Annotated in this window: 19 protein-coding genes; 14 read left to right on the top strand and 5 right to left on the bottom strand. The window is 55.0% G+C overall.

Annotated elements, in window-relative coordinates; translation table 11 throughout:
• Positions 1-78: 78 nt before the first annotated feature.
• The 5 genes from VPK24_RS15235 (at position 79) to VPK24_RS15215 (ending at position 5,880) form a co-directional block, all read left to right on the top strand.
• A complete protein-coding gene (locus tag VPK24_RS15235; RefSeq protein ID WP_393014620.1) occupies positions 79-1,002 on the top strand; it encodes a DUF5838 family protein in 924 nt (307 codons plus the stop codon).
• Positions 989-2,962 carry a S8 family peptidase gene (locus tag VPK24_RS15230; protein WP_393014618.1) on the top strand — a complete coding sequence of 658 codons (1,974 nt, stop codon included), beginning with the start codon at positions 989-991 and terminating at the stop codon, positions 2,960-2,962. Before VPK24_RS15235 ends, VPK24_RS15230 begins: the two co-directional genes overlap by 14 nt.
• Before the next feature lie 111 nt (positions 2,963-3,073).
• Positions 3,074-3,280 carry a cyanobactin biosynthesis system PatB/AcyB/McaB family protein gene (locus VPK24_RS15225; protein WP_393014616.1) on the top strand — a complete coding sequence of 69 codons (207 nt, stop codon included), beginning with the start codon at positions 3,074-3,076 and terminating at the stop codon, positions 3,278-3,280.
• A gap of 64 nt (positions 3,281-3,344) precedes the next feature.
• Entirely contained in the window at positions 3,345-3,560 is a 216-nt protein-coding gene (locus VPK24_RS15220) for a cyanobactin biosynthesis PatC/TenC/TruC family protein (protein WP_393014615.1), read from the top strand.
• Between the two features lie 184 nt (positions 3,561-3,744).
• A complete protein-coding gene (locus VPK24_RS15215) occupies positions 3,745-5,880 on the top strand; it encodes a S8 family peptidase (RefSeq protein ID WP_393014613.1) in 2,136 nt (711 codons plus the stop codon).
• 284 nt (positions 5,881-6,164) lie between these two features.
• Here the strand turns inward: VPK24_RS15215 and VPK24_RS15210 are convergent, their stop codons facing one another.
• The 3 genes from VPK24_RS15210 to VPK24_RS15200 all read right to left on the bottom strand — a co-directional run bounded on the left by VPK24_RS15210 (position 6,165) and on the right by VPK24_RS15200 (position 11,060).
• Positions 6,165-7,424: a type II secretion system F family protein gene (locus VPK24_RS15210; RefSeq protein ID WP_393014611.1), complete on the bottom strand. Its 1,260-nt coding sequence runs from the start codon at positions 7,422-7,424 to the stop codon at positions 6,165-6,167.
• A gap of 246 nt (positions 7,425-7,670) precedes the next feature.
• Entirely contained in the window at positions 7,671-8,759 is a 1,089-nt protein-coding gene (locus VPK24_RS15205) for a type IV pilus twitching motility protein PilT (protein ID WP_099532084.1), read from the bottom strand.
• Positions 8,760-9,029: 270 nt separating this feature from the next.
• Entirely contained in the window at positions 9,030-11,060 is a 2,031-nt protein-coding gene (locus VPK24_RS15200) for a GspE/PulE family protein (RefSeq protein ID WP_393014609.1), read from the bottom strand.
• Positions 11,061-11,513: 453 nt separating this feature from the next.
• On the opposite strand from VPK24_RS15200, the gene VPK24_RS15195 reads away from it, so the two are divergent.
• The 7 genes from VPK24_RS15195 (at position 11,514) to rsgA (ending at position 17,883) form a co-directional block, all read left to right on the top strand.
• Positions 11,514-11,651 carry a hypothetical protein gene (locus tag VPK24_RS15195; RefSeq protein ID WP_393014608.1) on the top strand — a complete coding sequence of 46 codons (138 nt, stop codon included), beginning with the start codon at positions 11,514-11,516 and terminating at the stop codon, positions 11,649-11,651.
• 80 nt (positions 11,652-11,731) lie between these two features.
• Positions 11,732-12,466: a nucleotide exchange factor GrpE gene (gene grpE / locus VPK24_RS15190; protein WP_393014606.1), complete on the top strand. Its 735-nt coding sequence runs from the start codon at positions 11,732-11,734 to the stop codon at positions 12,464-12,466.
• Positions 12,467-12,476: 10 nt separating this feature from the next.
• A complete protein-coding gene (locus VPK24_RS15185; protein WP_393014605.1) occupies positions 12,477-12,683 on the top strand; it encodes a hypothetical protein in 207 nt (68 codons plus the stop codon).
• Between the two features lie 238 nt (positions 12,684-12,921).
• Positions 12,922-15,129, top strand: coding sequence for a molecular chaperone DnaK (gene dnaK, locus VPK24_RS15180; protein WP_393014603.1), 2,208 nt, complete (start codon positions 12,922-12,924; stop codon positions 15,127-15,129).
• Between the two features lie 232 nt (positions 15,130-15,361).
• The gene (gene dnaJ, locus VPK24_RS15175) at positions 15,362-16,501 is read left to right on the top strand and encodes a molecular chaperone DnaJ (RefSeq protein ID WP_393014601.1); all 1,140 of its coding nucleotides are present in this window, start codon (positions 15,362-15,364) and stop codon (positions 16,499-16,501) included.
• 24 nt (positions 16,502-16,525) lie between these two features.
• Positions 16,526-16,801, top strand: a complete 276-nt coding sequence (locus VPK24_RS15170) for a sulfurtransferase TusA family protein (protein ID WP_393014599.1) — start codon at positions 16,526-16,528, stop codon at positions 16,799-16,801.
• Positions 16,798-17,883 carry a small ribosomal subunit biogenesis GTPase RsgA gene (rsgA, locus tag VPK24_RS15165; protein WP_393014597.1) on the top strand — a complete coding sequence of 362 codons (1,086 nt, stop codon included), beginning with the start codon at positions 16,798-16,800 and terminating at the stop codon, positions 17,881-17,883. The genes VPK24_RS15170 and rsgA overlap by 4 nt, the downstream gene beginning before the upstream one ends.
• Positions 17,884-18,057: 174 nt before the next feature.
• Here the strand turns inward: rsgA and hetL are convergent, their stop codons facing one another.
• Both hetL and VPK24_RS15155 read right to left on the bottom strand, forming a co-directional pair.
• Positions 18,058-18,777, bottom strand: a complete 720-nt coding sequence (hetL, locus tag VPK24_RS15160; RefSeq protein ID WP_393014595.1) for a heterocyst differentiation pentapeptide repeat protein HetL — start codon at positions 18,775-18,777, stop codon at positions 18,058-18,060.
• Positions 18,778-18,878: 101 nt separating this feature from the next.
• Positions 18,879-19,274 carry an ArsR/SmtB family transcription factor gene (locus tag VPK24_RS15155; protein WP_393014593.1) on the bottom strand — a complete coding sequence of 132 codons (396 nt, stop codon included), beginning with the start codon at positions 19,272-19,274 and terminating at the stop codon, positions 18,879-18,881.
• A 292-nt stretch (positions 19,275-19,566) separates the two neighbouring features.
• On the opposite strand from VPK24_RS15155, the gene pyrH reads away from it, so the two are divergent.
• Both pyrH and frr read left to right on the top strand, forming a co-directional pair.
• Positions 19,567-20,295 carry a UMP kinase gene (pyrH, locus tag VPK24_RS15150; protein WP_099532073.1) on the top strand — a complete coding sequence of 243 codons (729 nt, stop codon included), beginning with the start codon at positions 19,567-19,569 and terminating at the stop codon, positions 20,293-20,295.
• Positions 20,282-20,833 (top strand): ribosome recycling factor, encoded by a 552-nt coding sequence (gene frr, locus VPK24_RS15145; RefSeq protein WP_099532072.1) that lies wholly within the window; start codon positions 20,282-20,284, stop codon positions 20,831-20,833. The genes pyrH and frr overlap by 14 nt, the downstream gene beginning before the upstream one ends.
• The last annotated feature ends 170 nt before the right edge of the window (positions 20,834-21,003 follow it).

Genomic DNA, 21,003 nt, shown 5'->3' with positions numbered 1-21,003 from the left:
TATCCTCTCCCGGCTTTAATCCCCTCGGTTTTCTAGGCATATGATTTTAAATGAATTTTATCTGATGACCGGCTTGTTATGATTGTTACTGAGATTGACAAAGAGCGACTTAAAGAACAAAGAATTCAATTTATTCGCGCCCATCAACAAGCCTTTGATGTCGATCCCATTTATCCCCTTTCTCTATTTGAAGATTTTGTCGTTTCGATACGGGAAAGTTGCAGTTTAGAAGCATCCTGCAAAATCGAACTCGATAAATTAATTGCCTCAAGATTTCTGCTGTTTTTCAAAGACCCAACCCAACAGTGGCAAAAATGGCTACACCAGTCCCTGGCGTTTTTTGGTCAGGTGAAAAGCCGAGTAGGTGTTAAGTTGGACTACTCGCTGTTGCAGAGATTTCTGGGACGCGATTTTGATTTTAATAAAATGACCGTTTTCTCGGCTGGAATCGACTTAAGGCAACATCTGCCCGACTCTAGCCTCAAAATGCACATCCGCATCCAAGATTATCCAGAAAAACTAGAAACTGCCTTTGCCCTCAGTGATGGAGCAGCGAGTAGCCAATATCTCAAAGATTTTGTCTCTCTCATCGGCTTTGACTTCTACTTTGACGGCACTAGCGAAATCGAACTCTATGCTGAAGTTGCAGAGGCAGATTTTTATCAGCCCAAAACGCAGGAAAAGGTTTGGCGACACTTTCCAGAGTCGGTCTTAAAACCCCTGCAAGGATCTGACCTATTCTTTACCGGCTTATCGAAAGCCAATACCAATCCGGTGCTTTATTATCACCTCAAAAATCGAGACAACCTATCCCAGCATTTCCGACTGAACGACACCGCCCAACGGGTTCACAGCTTTTATCAACATCGGGATGTATTGCCTCAAATGTGGGTCGGAACCTCCCAAAAAGAACTCGAAAAAAATTATTTAGAAAACGTGCGCCTTTACTATTACCATGCAGACCGCAATCTAGAGGGAGGCGAACAATATGCCCCAGCGTGATTGGCTTCCCGGACTGGCGGCACTCCAAACCCGCACCCAAGGCTCCTCGGAAATTGCCGTCGCCGTCCTCGATGGCCTCGTCGATACCGACCATTCCTGCTTCGCCGGAGCCAACCTCAGCCGCCTGCCCACGCTTGCCCTTGGCAAAGCCACCGCCGGGGCCATGTCCACCCACGGCACCCACATTGCCAGCTTGATTTTCGGGCAGCCCAACACCGAAGTTCCTGGACTCGCCCCCCACTGTTGCGGCATCCTCGCCCCCGTCTTCTCCGACGACAACCGTAAGCTCTCCCAACTGGATCTTGCCCGCGCGATCGAACAAGCCGCCGAAGCCGGAGCGCACATCATCAACATCAGCGGTGGTGCTCTCACCGATATTGGCGAAGCAGAAGACTGGCTCGATCGCGCCGTGCAAACTTGCCAAGAACGCAACATCCTCATCGTTGCCGCCGCCGGAAACGATGGTTGCGACTGCCTGAATGTCCCCGCCGCTCTACCCGCCGTCCTCGCGGTTGGTGCGATGGATGCTAGAGGTCATCCCCTGGATTTCAGCAACTGGGGGGAAACCTACCAAAGCCAAGGCATTCTCGCCCCTGGTGAAAATATTTCCGGCGCTAGTCCCGGTGGTGGCATCATTCGGCTCAGTGGCACCAGCTTTGCCGCTCCCATTGTTTCTGGCGTGGCGGCCCTGCTGTTGAGCCTTCAGGTGCAACGGGGCGACGACCCCAACCCCCAAGCGGTGCGGGATGCGATTCTCGCTTCTGCCCTGCCTTGTCCCCTTGCCGACACCGAACACGATCGTAAATGTTTGGTCGGTGTTCTGAATATTCCTGGGGCTGTTCAAAAGTTAACCGGAGAAAAATTAATAGGAGTCAGTATGTCTGACGATCAAGCTCAAAGCTTAGAAACCGCACTGATAGAAGCCTCCGGTTGCAGTTGCGGCGGTTCCTCCCCGCCCGTGGAAGAAGCAGAAGAAATTGTTTCTCCCCCACAGGAGCGCCAACCCGCCCTGGTAACGGTCAGTGCGATCGAAACCCCTGTTAACTCCATTACTTCATCAGGAACCCCTATGCCCGAAACCACCAGCGCCCCCGTCACCCCTAGCCAAGCTGCTGAACCCGCTAATGGCATGGTTTACGCGATCGGTACTCTCGGTTACGACTTCGGCAGCGAAGCCCGCCGCGACACCTTTAAACAACTCATGCCGCCCTACGCCATTGAAGGAACGCAGATTCCCGCCAACCCCTACGATGCGCGGCAAATGGTCGATTACTTAGGGGAAAACCTATCAGAAACCAAATCGCTGATTTGGACGCTGAATCTGGAACTGACCCCGATTTATGCAATTGAGCCTACGGGTTCCTTCTCCCGTGAAGTCTATGCCGTCCTCCAAGGCCTCTTGGCAGGTCAGGTCGAAGCTGAAGACAGCGCAGACTACATTGAGCGGGTCAGCATTCCCGGCCTGATTACGGGTCGCACCGTGCGTCTGTTCTCTGGTCAAGTCGTCCCCGTCATCGAACCCCAAAGCCCACGCGGGATGTACGGCTGGCACGTCAACACCCTGGTGGATGCCGCCCTAGAAGCCGTGGGTACCGAACAGGACGGCGATGAAAGCCAAATGCGCCGCACGCTCAGCAGCTTCCTGAATCGAATTTATTACGATCTCCGCAACTTGGGCCAAACCTCCCAAGACCGCGCTCTCAACTTCGCTGCCACCAATGCGTTCCAAGCCGCCCAAACCTTCTCGGAAGCCGTTGGCGCGGGGATGGAACTGGACAGCATCAATGTGTCCAAGAGTCCCTTCTGCCGGATGGACAGCGATTGTTGGGATGTGCAACTGAAGTTCTTTGATCCGGAAAACAGCCGCCGCGCCAAGAAGGTCTTCCGTTTTACGATTGATGTGAGCGACCTCATTCCTGTCACCCTGGGCGAGGTGCGTTCCTGGTCGTCGCCTTACTAAGGGCAACCGCGCAGCCACAAAAAACATCAAGAACTAGAGGCGAGGAGTGAAGAGGGTAGCTGCCCATCTCATTTCTCGCCGCGTCCCATCACGATCATCCTGGCAACTCCGATGGCACTTCCTAAACAATCTCCCCCAGTCAAACGCCCTCATTTCGTCCACATCCATGACTGTGTGGATGTCCTTCATGGTGGTGGTGAAGACCTGTTGAGCATTCGCATGGACATCATGCACGGCGCTAATTACAACGATCCGGCTCAGTTTCAATATCCGGCCTATGGCTACTTGAAAATGTCAGGACAAGGGCGTTCTTACTAGATCAAGTCGTCTAGATATGCGACAAACTCGCCACAGCAATCGGTGATCTTCAGGAGACAACACCATGGCAAACGATAAAAAATCAAAAAAATCAGCCGAGCAAGTGGCCGAAACAGAGTCGGCTAAAACCAACGATCAATCCTCAGAACCCAAAGCCAAGAAGGAACCACAACCCTTGACAACAGGCTTGGAGGATTACGGTCGTTGGCGCACGTTTTACCAAGGCTACCAGCGCCCAAAGAACGAAAAACCGTTTCGGCGCGGCCGCATCTGGTGCTAACCATTTGTGACTAAGCATGGGTTGCTAAGTCGAATCAAAGCGACTGTCGCTAGGCAGCCCACAAGCTTCAGGATCAACTCCCAATAGTTGCAGTTGGACAGCAAGCAATGCGATTGACTTCCCACGGGTTAATCGCAATTGATGCGTGCGTAATTGATGCATTGTTCATAAAGTTCTTAAAATTATGCCGAATCTAGCCGATATTTCTGGAATGTCTGCCTTGCGATCGCGCACCCTTGGCGATCCGCGCATCAAAATTGCTGTGCTTGATGGGAAGGTTGATCTTGATCGGGCTTGCTTTCAAGGGGGAAATCTAACTCGAATTGATCCCTACTGGATCGAATCATTTGAAATCGACCCAGCTGATATTCAAGCCTTTGTTGAAATTGACCTCCATGCCAAAGCAGCAGGTCTCAGTGAGGAGGAATCGGGGAAGCTAATGGAAGCGGCTATTCCCGATGCAAACATTCGCAGTAGCATTCACCTACAGAGTCATGCTGCCCACATCATCAGCACGATTTGCGGCCAACCAGGCTCTCCTGTGGAGGGTATTGCTCCTAGGGCAACAGTAATTAATATTCCTATTGCGGTTAATGCGGAAGATTTCATCAATCCGTTGAACCTCTCTCGAGCTATTAGCACCGCGATCGAGCAGGACGTTAACATTATTCACTGTGCCGCTTGCCATCCTACCCAAAGTGGTATCGCCCACGAATTTATTGAAAAAGCTATTAAACAAGCGCAGGAAAATAATATTTTAGTCATTGCCCCAGGCGGTAACGATAAGGGTGAATGTTGGTGTATTCCGGCCGTCCTCGATCATGTGCTGACGGTCGGTGCGATGAAAGATACGGGCGAACCATTTAAGTTCAGTAACTTTGGCGGTAAATACGCCAGCCAAGGCATTTTAGCCCCTGGCGAAAATGTTCTTGGTGCGCTGCCGGGTACCGATATCCCCATCCGCCAAAAAGGTACGAGCTGTGCTGCCCCGATCATTACGGGAACAGCCGCCCTCCTGATGAGTTTGCAATTGGAACAGGGTTTAGCTCCCGATGCAGAAGCGGTACGGGCAGCCTTGCTCAATAGTGCTATTCCCTGCGATCCGGAAACGACGGAAGAGCCAGAACGGTGCTTACTAGGAAGAGTGAACATTGCTGGAGCCTATGAGTTGATTACGGGTACACCCTTATCAACTCTTGCAGCGAGTAGTGAGACGAGTGATCTCTTGGCAGATAGTGATTCGGCAACGGCGGCGGCTCCGAAACTTGACGGTGATCAGGAACTAGCTAAGCCGTTTTTGATGCTTGTTCCCGAATTTAGCCCCCCCGAATCTAGCCCCAATGTTGCCCTCGTTGCCCCACCTCAAGAACCGTTGATCGTTGCGGCTGCGGTTGAAACCACACCGGCAATAACTGGGGCGATGACTGGGGCGATCTCGGCTCCCTCCATTACCCCGAGTGCGGCCACAGCCAGCCCCCGATCCAACTTGGTCTATGCCCTGGGCACAATTGGGTATGACTTCGGCACCGAAGCCCGCCGGGACACGTTTAAGCAATTCATGCCTTCTGTTGCGATCGGCAGCACCCAAGTTCCTGCCAACCCCTACGATGCTCGCCAAATGGCGGATTATTTAGAAGCCAATTTGTTTGAAGCCAAATCGCTGATTTGGACGCTCAACTTGGAACTCACCCCAGTTTATGCCATCAAACCCGTAGGCGCATTTGGGGCGGATATCTACGAACTGCTAACTTATCTATTAGCGGGGCAGGTACTGGCAGAAGAAGATGCTGATTATGTGGAGCGAGTCAGCATACCGGGGATTGTCACCGATGAAATGGTGCGCTTATTTTCGGGGCAGGAAGTGCCGATTTTGAAGGTGAACAGTCCGCGTGGGATGTATGGTTGGAAGGTTAACTCCTTAGTCGATTCAGCATTGCAAATTGTCGGTGCTGAACAAGAGATGGCGGATGAAAATCGGATGCGGCGATCGCTAACCAGTTTTTTGAATCGGGTTTACTATGATTTGCGAAATCTAGGGCAGCTAGCTCGCGATCGCGCCCTCAACTTTGCAGCAACCAATGCTTTCCAAGCCGTACAAACTTTCTCCAATGCTGTAGCACAGGGGATGGAATTGGCAGATATTGATGTTGAGAAAAGTCCATTCTGCCGCTATGGCAGTGACTGCTGGGATGTGAAACTTAAATTCTTCGACCCAGACAATGGGCGACGAGCTAAACGGGTGTTTCGATTCACCATTGATGTTAGTGATCGAATGCCAGTGACTCTCGGCAAGGTGCGATCGTGGGCTGTGTCTAAGTAGTGGTCGCATCCAATATAGCTAACCGGTGTTAGATCGCTGGGTTGAAGGTTAGAGAATGTTTGAAATGTTTGAGAAGTAAAAAAAGCTAACTTCGTTAGCTTGTCATTGATCAACTCAACAGACTCCATTAGTCATGTCTCTAACCTACCCAGTCGCAAGAACTATCTGCCAGAAGAATTTGCCCGAAAAAAATTGCCTGAAGTTTTGATGATTGATCGCTTTGCCTTGGAGTTTTGGTGGTCAATATTTGGAATTTTGATGGCTAATAGCGTTGCCTTGCAGCACTACTTAATCGCATCCATCACCGCAAAAATGGGCAAATACATCGCCAACAAAATCGAACCAACCATCCCCCCAATCACCACAATCATCAACGGCTCCAACATACTGGTTAGACCCTTGATTGCTTGCTCCACTTCATCTTCATAAAAGTCCGCCACTTTCATCAGCATTTTGTCGAGTTCCCCGGTTTCCTCACCAATCATCATCATCTGAATGGCCATGGCCGGGAAAACCTTATATCGCTCGATCGCCGCACTGATCGTTCCCCCACCTTGAATTTCGGTAATGGAGGAAGCCACCGCATCCGAAACCACCTGGTTATCGGCGGTATCTTTACAAATTTCGAGGGCTTGAATGATTGGTACGCCCGATCGCGTCAATGTTCCAAAGGTGCGACAAAAACTAGCCACCGAGCTTTTCTGAATGATGTCTCCAAAAATCGGCAACTTCAGAAATACGGCATCCATTTGGCGCTTGCCAGCCGGTGTTTTGTACCACATGTCATAGACAACCTTGCCGATGACCAAGGCAATCACCAAAAACACCACATAGAAATTCTTGCGCCCCTTGGGATCATCGTCGGGGAAGGTGGGGCCACGCAAAAACTCACTGATATTAATCATGATTTGCGTGAACGCCGGCAATTCAGCCCCCAACTTATCGAAAATTCCCGTAAAGGTTGGCAGCAGGAAAATGGTCATTCCCAAAAAGATAATGACCGCCAAGGATCCCACTGTGGAGGGATAGGACATGGCGGACTTAATTTGGTTTTGTAGTCGGGCGGCATTTTCCAGCAGGGTTGCCAGTCGGGTGAGCACTTCATCGAGCACCCCCCCAATTTCACCCGCTTCCACCATGGCGCAATAGAGCTTACTGAAAATGTCGCTGTGTCGTTTCAGCGAAGAAGACAGGGTTTCCCCTTCTTGCACATCAGCATTGATTTTAAATAGGGCTTTTTTCAGTTTGGGATTTTCACATTGATTGCTCAAAATATCCAAACATTTCACCATGGCAATGCCCGCATTGAACATGGCGGAAAATTGCCGAGAAAACACGGCCAAATCTTTTACGGTCACGCTGGCCGTGAGGCTAGCGAGGTCAATGTCTAGACCGCTTTTCTGTTCCTTGAGATCGCGAATTTGGGCTTGGCTAAACCCAGCGGCAATCAGTTTATTACGCGCCCCGTTGATGCTTTCTGCTTCAACAACTTCGCGCTTGCCTTTGCCGTCGGGGCCAGCGATGGTGGCGATGAATTTAGCCATAGGGCGCTGCTCAAACTACGTGAGTCCTCAGAATTCTGTCGAGAGTCCGTTGCCAGGGGGGGCGGCACAGGGAGAAAAGGGGCTGTGGGGTTTGGGCTGGGGCCGATCGCCCGAGGGTTCGCCGAGCGATCGGCCCCGTCGTTACCTTCTGTTGATCGATTATGCGCCCGATATGCGCTCGATCGATGATGCCAATTTAGGTACGCCTCATTGGATCCGCCTGATGAGGGAAGGTATGCCGCGTTCCTAGCGACCAGCACCCACCTTGCCACCCAACAACCGCTGTAGCTCGTCGGGTTTGGAGCTTTTGCCCAGGGCATCTTCGTAGGTGATCTTGTTTTCTTGGTACAGCTTCGCCAGGCAAGATTCCATGGTTTGCATCCCCTGCTTACCACCCATTTGAATGGTGGAATAGATTTGCGAGGTTTTGCCCTCCCGAATCAGGTTCGCCACAGCGGGGGTATTCAGCATAATTTCGTGTGCTGCACAGCGACCGCCCCCAACTTTCTTGACCAAGTTTTGTGAGCAAACCCCCACAAGGGAGTTGGCCATCTGGGCCCGGACTTGGGGCTGTTGGATGGGGGGAAACACGTCCAAAATCCGGTCGATCGTCCCGGCGGCGGAGTTGGTGTGCAGGGTTCCGAAAACCAAGTGACCGGTTTCAGCGGCGGAGATGGCCAAGGAAATGGTTTCCAAGTCCCGCATTTCCCCCACCAGGATGATATCCGGGTCTTCCCGCAGCGCTGCCTTCAGGGCGTTGGCAAAACTCTTGGTGTCTTCGCCCTTTTGTCGCTGATGGAACAGGCTTTTCATGTTCGGGAACACATACTCGATCGGGTCTTCCACGGTCAGGACATGCTCCGCGCGGGTGCGGTTGATGTAGTCCAGACAGGCCGCCAGGGTGGTGGTTTTGCCGGATCCCGTTTGCCCCGTGATCAGCACCATGCCCCGGGGCCGCTCCGCCATCTCCAGCAGCACTTGGGGCAAACCGAGTTTTTCAAAGTTGGGAATTTGGGAAGCCAGGGCCCGCAAACAGGCGGCCCAGCAGCCCCGCTCGCGATAGACATTCACCCGAAACCGCGACAGACCCTTGACCCCATAGGCGCAGTCCAATTCCCAGTTTTGCTCCAGGTCTTTCCGCTGGTTGTTGTTGAGCATACTGAAAATCAGCTTTTGGCAGTCCTGGGAGTCGAGAACTTCACCAAATTGCGGTTGGGGGGTCAGTTTGCCGCTAATCCGAAAATAGATGGGCGCACCGGCTTGGATATGCATGTCGGAGCCGCCTTGTTCGATCAGCGATTCCATCACGTCTTCGATCATGTAATCCAGTGGCATGGTCGCTACTCCTGTCGAGTGAGGTTAGGTCGAATGAGGGGTCGATCGAATGGGGGTCGATCGGGATCAAAACGCTGGCGGGGCCCGAAAAGTTGGCAGGGTTTGAACAATTCGAGCGGGGCCAACCATGGGGAAGCGTCGAAACCGGGGATGAGTTCAGCCGTGAATTCAGCCGTGAAGTTGGCCTGAGGATGCCCAATTGGGCGGGCGATCGTATCAAGATCGCATTCCCTGGTAACCGGCGAGCCATTCATGAGCGATCGCCAAAAGCTAGCGACCGGTCACCAACGGCTCTTCAAACCGAGGCGTGAGGCAATAGGGACAGTCCATCCAGTCTGGCTGGAGTTCTGCCGCGCAGGTGCGACAGGTGAGGGCGCTCTTGCGTTTGGCCTTCAGTTCTGCTTCTAGCCCGGTGTCGGTGAAGGTGACCCGCTCCACTTCCTCAAAGGTGGTCAGCCCTTCCCGCACCAGATCCAGGCTGTAGGCCAACAGGGTGACCATCCCTTCTTCAACGGCGGCTTCTTTGATGCGATCGGTTGGGGCCCCTTGGGTAATTAGGTTTTGCAAGGTTTCCGTCACTTGCAACACCTCATAAACCCCGCAACGGCCCTTGTAGCCCACACCGCCACACTTGGGACAAAGTTTGCCCATCTCGCCCAGGGTCTTGCGCTCATCGGGCGACACCACATTGGCTTTGTAGAAGGTCAGGTGGGATTCTTGGTTGGCGCTCATGCCGTAGCGGGCCAACTCTTCGGGGGTGGGGGTGTAGGGCACGCGGCATTCGCTGCAAACACGCCGCATTAGCCGCTGGGCCACCACGCCCAACAGGGCCCCTGCCACCATGAAAGGTTCCACGCCCATTTCATCCAAGCGGGCGATCGCCCCGGATGCGTCGTTGGTGTGCAGGGTGGTTAACACCAAGTGCCCCGTGAGGGCCGCCTCGATCGCCGTTTTGGCCGTTTCCTTGTCCCGCGTCTCACCCACCAGAATCACATCCGGGTCTTGGCGCAGGAATGCTCGCAGGATCCGCGAAAAGTCCAGCCCCTTTTCCCGAATCACCTGCACCTGGGTAATCCCGGGCAAGGCATATTCGATCGGGTCTTCAGCGGTACTGATGTTGATGCCCGGGTCGTTCCGTTCCGCCAAAATGGAATAGAGCGTGGTGGACTTCCCGGAACCCGTCGGCCCCGTCACCAAAATCAAGCCAAAGGGGCGGCTGGCCATCTCCCGCACCAACTGCAACGATTCCGGTCGGCCAATCAGCTTATCCAAACCCAGTTGTGTTGAGGAGTTATCCAAAATCCGCAACACAATCTTCTCGCCGTAGCGACTGGGTAGCACATTGACCCGAAAGTCCACTTTCCGCCCTTCAAAGACCCGACGAATCCGCCCATCTTGGGTGTCCCGTCGTTCGGCAATGTCCAGGTTGGAAATGATTTTGAACCGGGAGGTCACGGCCGGAACCACCTTTTTCGGGAGCCGGAACACCTCTTGCAGCACCCCATCTTTGCGGAACCGAATCCGCATTTCTTCCTCTTGGGGTTCCACGTGAATATCCGAAACGCCGTCTTGCAGGGCCTTAATCAAAACCTTATTCACCAGGTTGACGATCGGCCCTGACTCCGCATCGTTCATGGAGCTGGCCAGGTCGTCCGTCTCCAATTCGTCGGAAGCCTCTTCCATTTGCATGGCTTCGAGGTTCTGCAAATCCGACTCATCGAAACTGACGGCGGCGGAAGTTTGGCGGGAAGCCTGTTGGGACTTGCGGGCCGCTTCGTCTAGGTATTGGCTAATGATGGACTGGTAATCTTCGGGGGCAATCACCCGCCGAATCAGGGCCAGGTTTTGGGGCCGCAGGATGCGATTCAAATCGTCCAGCGCGTCCAGGTTGTCCGGGTCGGCCATGGCCACCATCATGGCCGGTGCGTCGCCCCGTTGGGCCCGCCCCAGGGGCAGCAACCGATAACGACGGCAAACATCTACCGGAATCAAGGTTTCAATGCATTGCTCCACCTGGGCCGCGGACACTTCTTCAATTTCCGGGTCGATCGCCTCAACCCCGTGGAGAATTTTGAGTTCAAACAGCAGTTGCTTTTTGTACTGGCGCACCAATTCCGGCGGCACTTCTTTGCCGGCGATCGCTGCCAGCACTTCCATCAGCGGCCGGCCCGACTGGCGGTGTTCAGCCAAAGCGCGGCTCATTTGGTCGGGATCCACATAGCCCGACTGCACAAGTTTGTTACCGAAGGGCGAAAAATTGCTTTGGACAACCAGGGCGCGCCGGTTTATGGAGTTTGTCATAGCAGGTGACACCTAGCGGGATCGAAGGCGCATCGATCGGGCGATCGGGCGCGAGGAGCGAAACGGACGGGCAATCAATTCAGCTACAGGGCCCAACTCAGCTACAGCATGACCAAGGTATACCCCGGTCTACCTCTCTAAAACAACAGCCCACAGCCACGCAGCCTCAAAGATCGAAGCTAGATCCCGAAGCTGGATCCTTAGGGATGGAAGGAATTGACACTGATTGGTTTTTGGGCCATGGTTTCGAGTTTTGGGCCATGGTTTCGAGCCTGTTCTCGGATCGGTTTCGGGGTGGGTTGGCGGGTCATGCAAAGCCAATAGATTCAAAACCAAATCAATCCTAAGCCAAAGGTCTCGGGAAAGCTCGCATCTAGAGCTTGCATCTGAGGCAGGGGCCAGGACGGGAAATGTTCGATTCGGCCGGGTGGCGTTCTAACATAGGTTGAGCCTGTGCGGGTCACTGTCCGGGCAGCCCTGCGGGACAGGTGGGTGATGGGCAATCTGCACTTCAGCGAGCACTGGAGTGGTGAGGGCCACCCACGGGCGATCGCCCCGATTTGGCCAATTTGCACAGGTCAGGAAATTTGACTGTTGTTGGACTGTTGATTGTCAAAATTCAACAAGAACTCAACAAAAACTCAACTGTGATCACTGCTAGCGAGGAACCAATGACCTACAGCCCTGAAGAAAACCTGACGGAAGACAATGCCTCGGTGAATGCCCCGGCCCCCGAAGCGGCAGCAGAAGCACCGGCCGCAGAAGCGCCGACCCCCGAAACCGCCACCCCCGAAACCGGCGCGACCGAGGAAGCACCGGCCACCCTGGATGACCTGGACTTGTCTGAGTTGGAAGAACCGGCGGCCGAAGGAACCTATGGGCCACAGGTGGCGGATTTGCTGCGGGAAATTGAGGGCTTGAAGGGGCAACTGGACGATCGCACCAGTCAGCACATGCGCTTAACGGCTGACTTTGAGAATTTCCGTCGCCGCACCGCCAAAGAGCGCGAAGAGTTGGAGTTGCGGATTCGCTGCGACACGATCCGCGAGCTGTTGTCAGTTATTGATAACTTTGAGCGGGCTCGATCGTTCATCAAGCCCCAAACCGATGGGGAATTGAATCTGCACAAGAGTTATCAGGGCATTTATCGCCAGTTGGTGGATAGCCTGAAGCGGTTAGGGGTGGTGAAAATGCGTCCCGAGGGCCAAGAATTTGACCCGAACTTGCATGAGGCGGTGATGCGGGAACCGTCCAATGAGCACCCAGAAGGCACGGTGCTGGAGCAGTTACAGGATGGTTATCTGTTGGGCGATCGGGTGTTGCGCCATGCCATGGTGAAAGTTGCTGCTCCCGGTGAGCCTGTGGTAGCGTCTGAGGACAACGACCAGGCCGCCTCTGAGTCCTAAGGGCCGCTGGATGAGCAATGGCGCACCCGTTGGGCCCAGGGTCAATGATGATTCAGCAATGGCCCTGGGGCGATCGCCCCTATTAATCGATCGTCCCAGGCTCTGGCCCAGCAACTCTGGGTATGGTTCCGGGTTCAGTGCTGATGTGGTGGCCTCCTCTTCAGCCCAATTTCGTCATTGGCTCTACCTGGCAATTCCTTCTAGCAGCTTGTTCTAGAAATTTAGGTTCTGACCGTTGGGGTTCCAAAAAAAATTCGAGTGCCGGCACTCTCAGCTCTCGAGCTTAAAGTTCTAGAAATTGAGCTTTGAATCATCCATCGCCGGGTTGCGGTGCGCTTGTTCCGAAAACCGGTCAATATGAAGGCCAATAGAAACTGCCTGGGTATTGATGAGGTATCGATCAATCTTGCCGTCATGGGGATGATTGAACCGCTGCTGCCATTGAGTTGAAAACTATGGGAAAAGTTATCGGGATTGATCTTGGCACGACCAATAGCTGCGTCGCCGTTCTGGAAGGCGGCCAAGCGATCGTCATTCCCAACTCGGAGGGGGCCCGCACCACTCCCAGCATTGTCGGGTTTGGCAAGGGGGGCGAACGGCTGGTGGGGGAGCTGGCCAAACGGCAGGCGGTCACCAATGCCGAAAACACGGTCTTCAGCATTAAGCGCTTTATCGGTCGCCGTTGGAATGAAACGGAGTCCGAGCGGCGTGTCATGCCCTACACCTGCGTGGCTGGGCGCGATGAGACCGTGGATGTGAAAATTCGCGACCAGTCCTACACGCCCCAGCAGATTTCTGCCATGGTGCTGAATAAGCTGAAGCAGGACGCGGAGACCTACCTGGGAGAGGCGGTCACTCAAGCGGTGATCACGGTTCCTGCCTATTTCACCGATGCCCAGCGCCAGGCCACAAAAGACGCGGGCCAAATTGCGGGTCTGGAAGTGCTGCGGATCGTGAATGAACCGACGGCGGCGGCTTTGGCCTACGGTGTTGACAAGCAGGATGTTGATCGGGCGGTGCTGGTGTTTGACCTGGGTGGCGGCACGTTTGATGTGTCGGTGCTGCAACTGGGGGATGGGGTTTTTGAGGTGAAGGCCACGGCCGGGAATAACCACCTGGGGGGCGATGACTTTGATAACTGCATCATTAGCTGGGCGATCGAAGAGTTCAAGGCGATCGAGGGCATTGACCTGCTCGAAGACAAGATGGCCCTCCAGCGCCTGCGGGAAGCGGCAGAGCGGGCCAAAATTGAACTGTCCGGTTCCCCAACCACCTCCCTGAACCTGCCGTTCATCACCGCCGATGAAACGGGGCCCAAGAATTTGGAAATGGAGCTGACCCGCACCAAGTTTGAAGAACTGGTGGCACACTTGGTGCAGGCCACGCTCGACCCGGTGGATCAAGCCATTCGGGACTCAGGCCTTTCGCCCGATCAGATCGATCGAATCATTTTGGTGGGGGGTTCCACTCGCATTCCCGCCGTCCAACAGGCCGTCAGCGCCAGGTTTGCGGGTCGTCAGCCCGATCGCTCCGTGAATCCCGATGAGGCCGTGGCCCTGGGTGCCGCCATCCAAGCGGGAGTCTTGGGCGGCGAAGTGCAAAACCTGCTGTTGCTAGACGTGACTCCCCTATCCTTGGGGTTGGAAACGCTGGGGGGCATGTTTACGCGGATTGTCGATCGCAACACCCCAATTCCCACCTGCCGATCGCAAGTCTTCTCCACCGCGATCGATGGTCAAACCTCCGTGGAAATCCACGTGGCCCAAGGAGAGCGGGCCATGGTTGCCGACAACAAGAGCCTTGGCCGGTTCCTGCTAACCGGCATTCCCCCCGCTCCCCGCGGCCTGCCACAAATCGAAGTCTCCTTTGAAATCGACGCTGACGGGATCCTCAAGGTCTCGGCCGTAGACAAAGGCACGGGCCAAAAACAAAGTATCCGGATCACCAATACCGGCGGCCTGTCCACGGAAGAAGTGGAGCGGATGCGGCAGGATGCGGAAAAATTTGCAGATCTCGATCGCAGCCGACGGCAGCGCGTGGATCTGAAAAACCAGATTGATAGCCTGATGTATAGCTATGAATCGGCGCTCCAAAGCAATGCCAATCTGATCGATGATTCGCTGCGCCAAGTGCTGAAAACCCAGGCTGACACCCTTGGTCGATTGGATAGCGATCCAGAGGCACGCTTTGAGGATTTGCAATCGGCGTTCAATGCGCTTCAAGAATCCCTGCTTTCGGTGGGTAAACGGGCTTATCAGAGTTCGGAAGCTGCCAACAAGCCCCCATCTTCCCCGCAATTCCCATCCCCTGCTCCCGCTCCCGCTCCTTCCGTGACGGGGCCGACCAGTTCAATATTCAGCTCTCCCCCGATCGCCCCCACCCCGGTCACGCCGCCGCCCGTGACTCCCGTGGCCACCAGTCCCGCGCCTGTCAGCGCCCCGAGTCCCAGCCCGGTTCCGGCGGTCACCCCTGCTGTGCCTGCGGTGAACCTGCTGGCCAATGGGGATGGGAATAGCCTTTCGATGCCGGAATTGAGCGTGGATCCGCCGTCCCCGATCGCCTCGATCGCCCTCACAGATTTGGGCATTGAGCTACCGGAGGATGACGATTCGGAATACGATGACTCCACGATCGCGGCCGACTACGAGGCGATCGAGGACTAAACGCCCGAGTGCTCCAGTCCCGAGCAATTCCCAATCCAATTCTCAATCCAATTTCGACCCATTCCAACAGTCGCCAGCCCAGGCCAACTCTCCAAAGATTGGCCTGGGTAACCCCCCTCATCCATAGACGGCAATTACGCCCCCTCGCCAGTTGCAGCGTTACACCCCCTTTTGTTAAGTTTCGTCTGTTGGAGTTGCCCCTAACCACCCACACACCGATTGAAATCGCGCTATGGCTGATTACTACGAGACTCTCGGCGTATCTCGCGACGCAGATAAGGACGAAATTAAGCGAGCCTACCGTCGGTTAGCTCGGAAGTATCACCCCGACGTGAACAAAGAGGCGGGGGCAGAAGAGCGGTTTAAGGAAATTAACCGAGCCTACGAAGTGCTCTCGGAGCCAGAAATGCGGGCCCGGTACGATCGCTTTGGTGAAGCCGGTGTGTCGGGAGCCGCCGGGGGGCCAGGCTTCAGCGATTTTGGTGTGGGCGATATGGGGGGCTTCGCTGACATTTTTGAAACCTTCTTTGGCGGGTTTGCCGGAACTGGCGGGGTTGGGGGGCCCGGTGGTGGCCGACGACGCAGCGGGCCGGTGCGTGGGGATGACCTCCGCCTCGATTTGCGTTTGGATTTCAAGGAAGCCATCTTCGGTGGCGAAAAGGAAATCCGGATTAGCCATCTGGAAACCTGCAACACCTGCAACGGTTCCGGAGCCAAGCCGGGAACCAGCCCCAAAACCTGTGGCACCTGTGGCGGTTCGGGCCAAGTGCGCCGAGCCACCCGCACGCCCTTCGGCAGTTTTGCGCAAGTGTCCGTTTGCCCCACCTGTAACGGTACGGGTCAAGTGATTGAGGACAAATGCACCGACTGCGGCGGCCGCGGCACCAAACAGGTCACCAAAAAGCTCAAAATCTCCATCCCAGCCGGGGTAGACAACGGCACGCGACTGCGGGTTTCCAACGAAGGCGACGCGGGCAAGGCCGGCGGCCCGCCTGGGGATCTTTACGTTTACCTGTTTGTGAATGAGGAAGAACAGTTCCAACGGGATGGCATCAATATTCTCTCGGAACTGTCCGTGAGCTATTTGCAGGCAATTTTGGGGGCCACGATCGAGGTGGAAACGATCGATGGCACGGAGGCGCTGGAAATTCCGGCCGGAACCCAACCCAGCACGGTGTTAACCCTGGAAGGCAAGGGCGTGCCTCGCTTGGGAAACCCCAGCCAGCGGGGCGATCACCTGATTACGGTGCAGATTGAAATTCCCACGCGGATCAGCAATGAGGAGCGGGAAATTCTTGAGAAATTGGCAGCCCTGCGTGGCGACTCGACCCACAAGGGGGGACGCGGTTTTTTAGGTAATTTGTTTCATTAGAGGACTGGAAAGGGAGTCGATAAGATGGCGACGATCGCCCTGGAGCCGGATGAACAGCTTGATCTGCGGGGAACGCCCTGCCCCATCAACTTTGTGCGCACCAAGTTGAAACTGCAACAGATGGCAGCCGGGGCGTTGCTGGAAGTGTGGCTGGACGCGGGGGAGCCGATCGAGCAAGTGCCCGATAGTTTAACCATGGCGGGCTATGCGATCGAGTTTTTGGGCCCCCAACCCGAGGCGGCAGATGGCCACTTTGTGCTGCAAGTGCGCAAGCCGGCCGCTGCTGCTGCGGAGTCATGACCGGGCAAGCAACGACTCCCTCCTCTGAACCGATCGCGATCGAACGGTTAACGGGCACGGTTTTGGCCGTGCAAGCCAACTATTACTGGGTGCAGCTTGACCCTGGTTCTCCCATTCCCGCCACCTGCGCCACTCAACGGTTGCTGTGTTTGCGGCGGGCCCGCCTGAAAAAGGTGGGTCAGCAAGTGGCCGTGGGCGATCGGGTGGTGGTGGTGGAACCGGACTGGCAAGGCCAACGGGGGGCAATCGAAGAAGTCCTGCCCCGCCGCAGTTGGCTCGATCGGCCGCCCGTGGCCAATGTGGATCGGGTGTTGTTGGTCTTTGCCCTGGCGGAACCCACCTTGGATCCCCATCAACTGAGTCGATTCTTGGTGAAAGCGGAGTCTACGGGCCTGGCGGTCACCCTTTGCCTGAACAAACGGGATTTGCTGTCGGCGGCGGACTGCCAACAATGGCGCGATCGGCTGCGAAATTGGGGCTATGACCCATTACTGATTAGTGTTTATCAAAAACAGGGACTTCAAACCCTGCATGAGGCCCTTTCGGGGCAAACAACCGTTGTGGCAGGCCCGTCCGGCGTTGGCAAGTCCAGCACGATCGGAGCCTTAATTGGCACAGATCTGCGAACGGCCGCCGTTTCCGGCAAATTGGCCCGCGGCCGCCACACCACCCGCCACGTGGAGCTATTTGAGCTGCCGGATGGTGGTCTGCTGGCGGATACGCCGGGATTCAATCAGCCTCAACTGACCTGTGGCCCGGCTGCCATTCCGGCCCTGTTTCCCGAAATTCAGCAACGGCTAGCGATCGCCCCCTGTCGCTATGGGGATTGTCGCCACCACAATGAGCCAGACTGTGCCGTTCGCGGCGACTGGGAGCGATATCCTTTCTATCTGGAGCTGCTTGAGGAGGCGATCGATTACGAAGCCGCCCAAGAGCGCCAACGCCAAACCGAAAGCTCCTTCAAGCGCAAAATCCAACGAGATGGGCGCGAAGTCCTGGAACCCCGGTTGAATAGCAAACGATTTCGCCGCACTTCCCGCCGATTGCAGCACCAGGCGATCGAGGAAACGGATGATCTCTAATGTTCCAAACATATCCCAAACATATCCCGAACATGTCCCGGAGCAATGGCCGGAAGATAGCCAAAAGATGAGTGCTGGCAGCGGCTGGCAATCTTGAGCCGCTTCAACAGCCTGAGTTGATCGCCTGAACGATATGGAGCCGATCGAGCCATCGACCCGATCGGGCGATCGCCCCTAGGACACCGGCAACGCAAAGCCATCTGGCAGAGCGGCCCCCTGCAAATCTGCTTGTCCCAGCAGCGTTCCGGTCAGATCCGCTCCGCGCAAATCCGCATCCCGCAAAATCGCCCCTGTCAGATCCGCATAGCTGAGGTCAGCACGCTTCAGATTGGCCCCCGTCAGATCCGTAATCAGAGGCGTTGCGCCGGAAATACGGCGTAAATTGGCGCGGCAGAGCTTGGCTCCCTCCAACGATGCATGGCGCAAAATTGCCCCATTCAGTTGGCTATAGCTCAAATCTGCCTCCGCAAAGTGGGCGTGCTGCAAATTCGTGTGGTGATTAGGGGTCGATCGAAAATCCACCTCATACAAAACAGCCCCTTGCAAATCTGCCCGCGCCAAATCCGCGCCGCTCAAAATTGCCTTGCAAAAGTTGGCGAACTTCAAGCAAGTTTGCGTCAAAATTGCCCCCGTTAAATCTGCCTCTCGCAGCGTTGCCTCGCTCAAATCTGCTCCATGCAAATTTGTTCCCCAAAGCAGCGATTCACTCAGATCCGCCTGTTGCAGGTTGCAGTGGCTGAGATTGCTTTTGCCTAATCTTGCTTGCCGAAAATCCGCTTGTTTAAAATCAAACCCCCGGAAATCCATGGCGGTTAATTCCACATCCCGCATTTGGATGAGATGGAATTTTCGTTCACCCGCTGCACCGCGCTGAATCAGTTCTTGCACGTCCATAAAGTCCGTGATTTCCTATCGATGAATTCGGTTAAAAGCCCGTTTAATCATGGCCGCTAATCATGGTCGCTTGAATGGTTGCTGCTGCACGACTGCCGCGATCATCCAGGGTGGCTTTGGGCGGCCGATCGCCCTGCTCGATCGCCCACTCCCGTTGGGCCCAATTGGAACTGTTGAGCCTGTTGTCGCAGTCGATCGCCAATGCCATCGCAAACACTCTGACAAAGCAAAAACACCTTGGGATCCGCCACTTCGTAATAGGCGCTAACGCCCTTGGGCTGCCGGGACAAGATGCCCGCTTGGGTCATAATCTTCAGGTGTTTGGACAAGTTGGCTTGACTGAAACCCGTCGCTTCCGTCAGTTCCATCACGTTCATGGGCCCCGATCGCAAACAACACAAAATTTGCAAGCGGCTCACTTCCGAAAGCACCTTGAAATAGTCGGCGATCGAGGTCAGAACTTCAGGGGTCAGCGGGTTGCAATCTTGATCAGTCATGCCAGAAGGGGGCCAAGCAATGGCGTTGGAGAATATGCAAGCGTTTGGGAGCAAACAGGCTGCTGGTGAGGGCAATTCAGCATGGGAGCACAGGAGCAAGATGGCCCAATGCAAGATGACCCAATGAGATGACCCAATAAGTATAACTGGATAGCCATAAAGAGTTTAATAGAGATTGCCCGATCGCCCAAGGGACATCCCACAACCCTTTCAGCCAAGCTGATGCGCATGGAATGCCTTGCGATATCCTATGGGGGAAGCTTGGACTCTAGCAACGCGAGATCGTAGCCGAATGGACTCTAAATACCGAAGAATTCTACTGAAGCTCAGCGGCGAAGCGCTGATGGGTGACTTGTCCTATGGCATCGATCCCGAAATTGTCCACGGCATTGCCCGCGAAGTGGCGGAGGTGATGGCCACGGGGGTGCAACTGGCGATCGTGGTGGGCGGTGGCAATATTTTCCGAGGAGTCAAGGCGGCGGCCGGCGGCATGGATCGGGCCACGGGTGACTACATCGGCATGATCGCCACGGTGATGAACGCCATGACCCTGCAAGATGCCCTAGAGCGCCAAGGGGTGCCCACCCGAGTGCAAACCGCGATCGCCATGCAAGAAGTGGCTGAACCCTACATTCGACGGCGCGCCATTCGTCATCTGGAAAAGGGGCGAGTGGTGATCTTTGGGGCTGGTTCCGGCAACCCGTTTTTTACCACTGACACAACGGCAGCGCTGCGAGCGGCGGAAATTGATGCGGATGTGATCTTTAAAGCCACGAAGGTGGATGGGATCTACGACGCGGATCCAAAGACCAATCCTGAGGCAAAACGCTACACCAGCCTCAACTACAATCATGTTTTGACGCAGGATCTGCGCGTGATGGATGGCACCGCGATCGCCCTGTGCAAGGAAAACAACATCCCGATCGTAGTGTTTGACTTGACCGTTAGCGGCAATATTCAGCGCGCGGTCATGGGAGAATCAGTCGGCACGATTGTAGGAGGACGCTGTGAAGTTAGCTGACGTTGAAAGCAACATGCAAAAGAGTGTGGAAGCCACCCTGCGCTCTTTTAATACGCTTCGAACGGGGCGGGCGAACACCTCCCTGCTCGATCGAATTGTGGTGGAATATTACGGCACTCCTACACCTTTGAAGTCTTTGGCCGGCATCAGCACCCCCGATGCCAGCACCATTGCGATTCAGCCCTACGATAAAACCACCCTGTCGTTGATCGAAAAAGCGATCTCGATGGATGAAGATATTGGCCTCACGCCCAATAACGATGGTTCGGTGATTCGCCTGAATATTCCGCCGCTCACCTCGGAGCGCCGCAAGGAACTGGTGAAGGTGGCCTCGAAGTATGCCGAAGAAGGCAAGGTCGCCATTCGCAACGTGCGGCGAGAGGCGATCGATCAAATTCGTAAGCAAGAAAAGAGTGCCGAGTTGTCAGAAGATGAAGCCCGTGATTTGCAAGATCAGGTGCAAAAAACCACGGACAAATTCATCTCCAAAATTGACAGCTTGCTAGCGGAAAAAGAAAAGGACATCATGACCGTTTAACAGGTTTGGTGAACGAATTGGCAACCCGATCTCGTTCAGGTGCTGCCCTGCTGTGGGATTGGCCTGACTCGATCGGGTTTTGCTGTTTTGCGATGGAGTTGGCTATTTGAATTTTGGTTGAATCTCGGTTGAATTCAGCCTGAATTTCGGTTGGTTTCAGCTCCGTTGCT

This window comes from Limnothrix redekei LRLZ20PSL1 (assembly GCF_043235035.1).
Lineage (GTDB): Bacteria > Cyanobacteriota > Cyanobacteriia > CACIAM-69d > CACIAM-69d > CACIAM-69d.
Note: the sequence above shows the minus strand (reverse complement) of the source record. Positions and strands in the feature narration are given on the sequence as shown.

Excerpts from the sequence above, each read along its gene's own strand:
- grpE (WP_393014606.1), top strand. The coding sequence starts at position 11,732 with ATGACCTACAGCCCTGAAGAAAACCTGACGGAAGACAATGCCTCGGTG.
- VPK24_RS15170 (WP_393014599.1), top strand. The coding sequence starts at position 16,526 with ATGGCGACGATCGCCCTGGAGCCGGATGAACAGCTTGATCTGCGGGGA.
- rsgA (WP_393014597.1), top strand. The coding sequence starts at position 16,798 with ATGACCGGGCAAGCAACGACTCCCTCCTCTGAACCGATCGCGATCGAA.
- dnaK (WP_393014603.1), top strand. The coding sequence starts at position 12,922 with ATGGGAAAAGTTATCGGGATTGATCTTGGCACGACCAATAGCTGCGTC.
- VPK24_RS15155 (WP_393014593.1), bottom strand. The coding sequence starts at position 19,274 with ATGACTGATCAAGATTGCAACCCGCTGACCCCTGAAGTTCTGACCTCG.
- dnaJ (WP_393014601.1), top strand. The coding sequence starts at position 15,362 with ATGGCTGATTACTACGAGACTCTCGGCGTATCTCGCGACGCAGATAAG.
- hetL (WP_393014595.1), bottom strand. The coding sequence starts at position 18,777 with ATGGACGTGCAAGAACTGATTCAGCGCGGTGCAGCGGGTGAACGAAAA.
- VPK24_RS15205 (WP_099532084.1), bottom strand. The coding sequence starts at position 8,759 with ATGCCACTGGATTACATGATCGAAGACGTGATGGAATCGCTGATCGAA.
- VPK24_RS15220 (WP_393014615.1), top strand. The coding sequence starts at position 3,345 with ATGGCAAACGATAAAAAATCAAAAAAATCAGCCGAGCAAGTGGCCGAA.
- VPK24_RS15235 (WP_393014620.1), top strand. The coding sequence starts at position 79 with ATGATTGTTACTGAGATTGACAAAGAGCGACTTAAAGAACAAAGAATT.
- VPK24_RS15200 (WP_393014609.1), bottom strand. The coding sequence starts at position 11,060 with ATGACAAACTCCATAAACCGGCGCGCCCTGGTTGTCCAAAGCAATTTT.
- VPK24_RS15230 (WP_393014618.1), top strand. The coding sequence starts at position 989 with ATGCCCCAGCGTGATTGGCTTCCCGGACTGGCGGCACTCCAAACCCGC.
- pyrH (WP_099532073.1), top strand. The coding sequence starts at position 19,567 with ATGGACTCTAAATACCGAAGAATTCTACTGAAGCTCAGCGGCGAAGCG.
- VPK24_RS15225 (WP_393014616.1), top strand. The coding sequence starts at position 3,074 with ATGGCACTTCCTAAACAATCTCCCCCAGTCAAACGCCCTCATTTCGTC.
- VPK24_RS15185 (WP_393014605.1), top strand. The coding sequence starts at position 12,477 with ATGAGCAATGGCGCACCCGTTGGGCCCAGGGTCAATGATGATTCAGCA.
- VPK24_RS15210 (WP_393014611.1), bottom strand. The coding sequence starts at position 7,424 with ATGGCTAAATTCATCGCCACCATCGCTGGCCCCGACGGCAAAGGCAAG.
- VPK24_RS15215 (WP_393014613.1), top strand. The coding sequence starts at position 3,745 with ATGCCGAATCTAGCCGATATTTCTGGAATGTCTGCCTTGCGATCGCGC.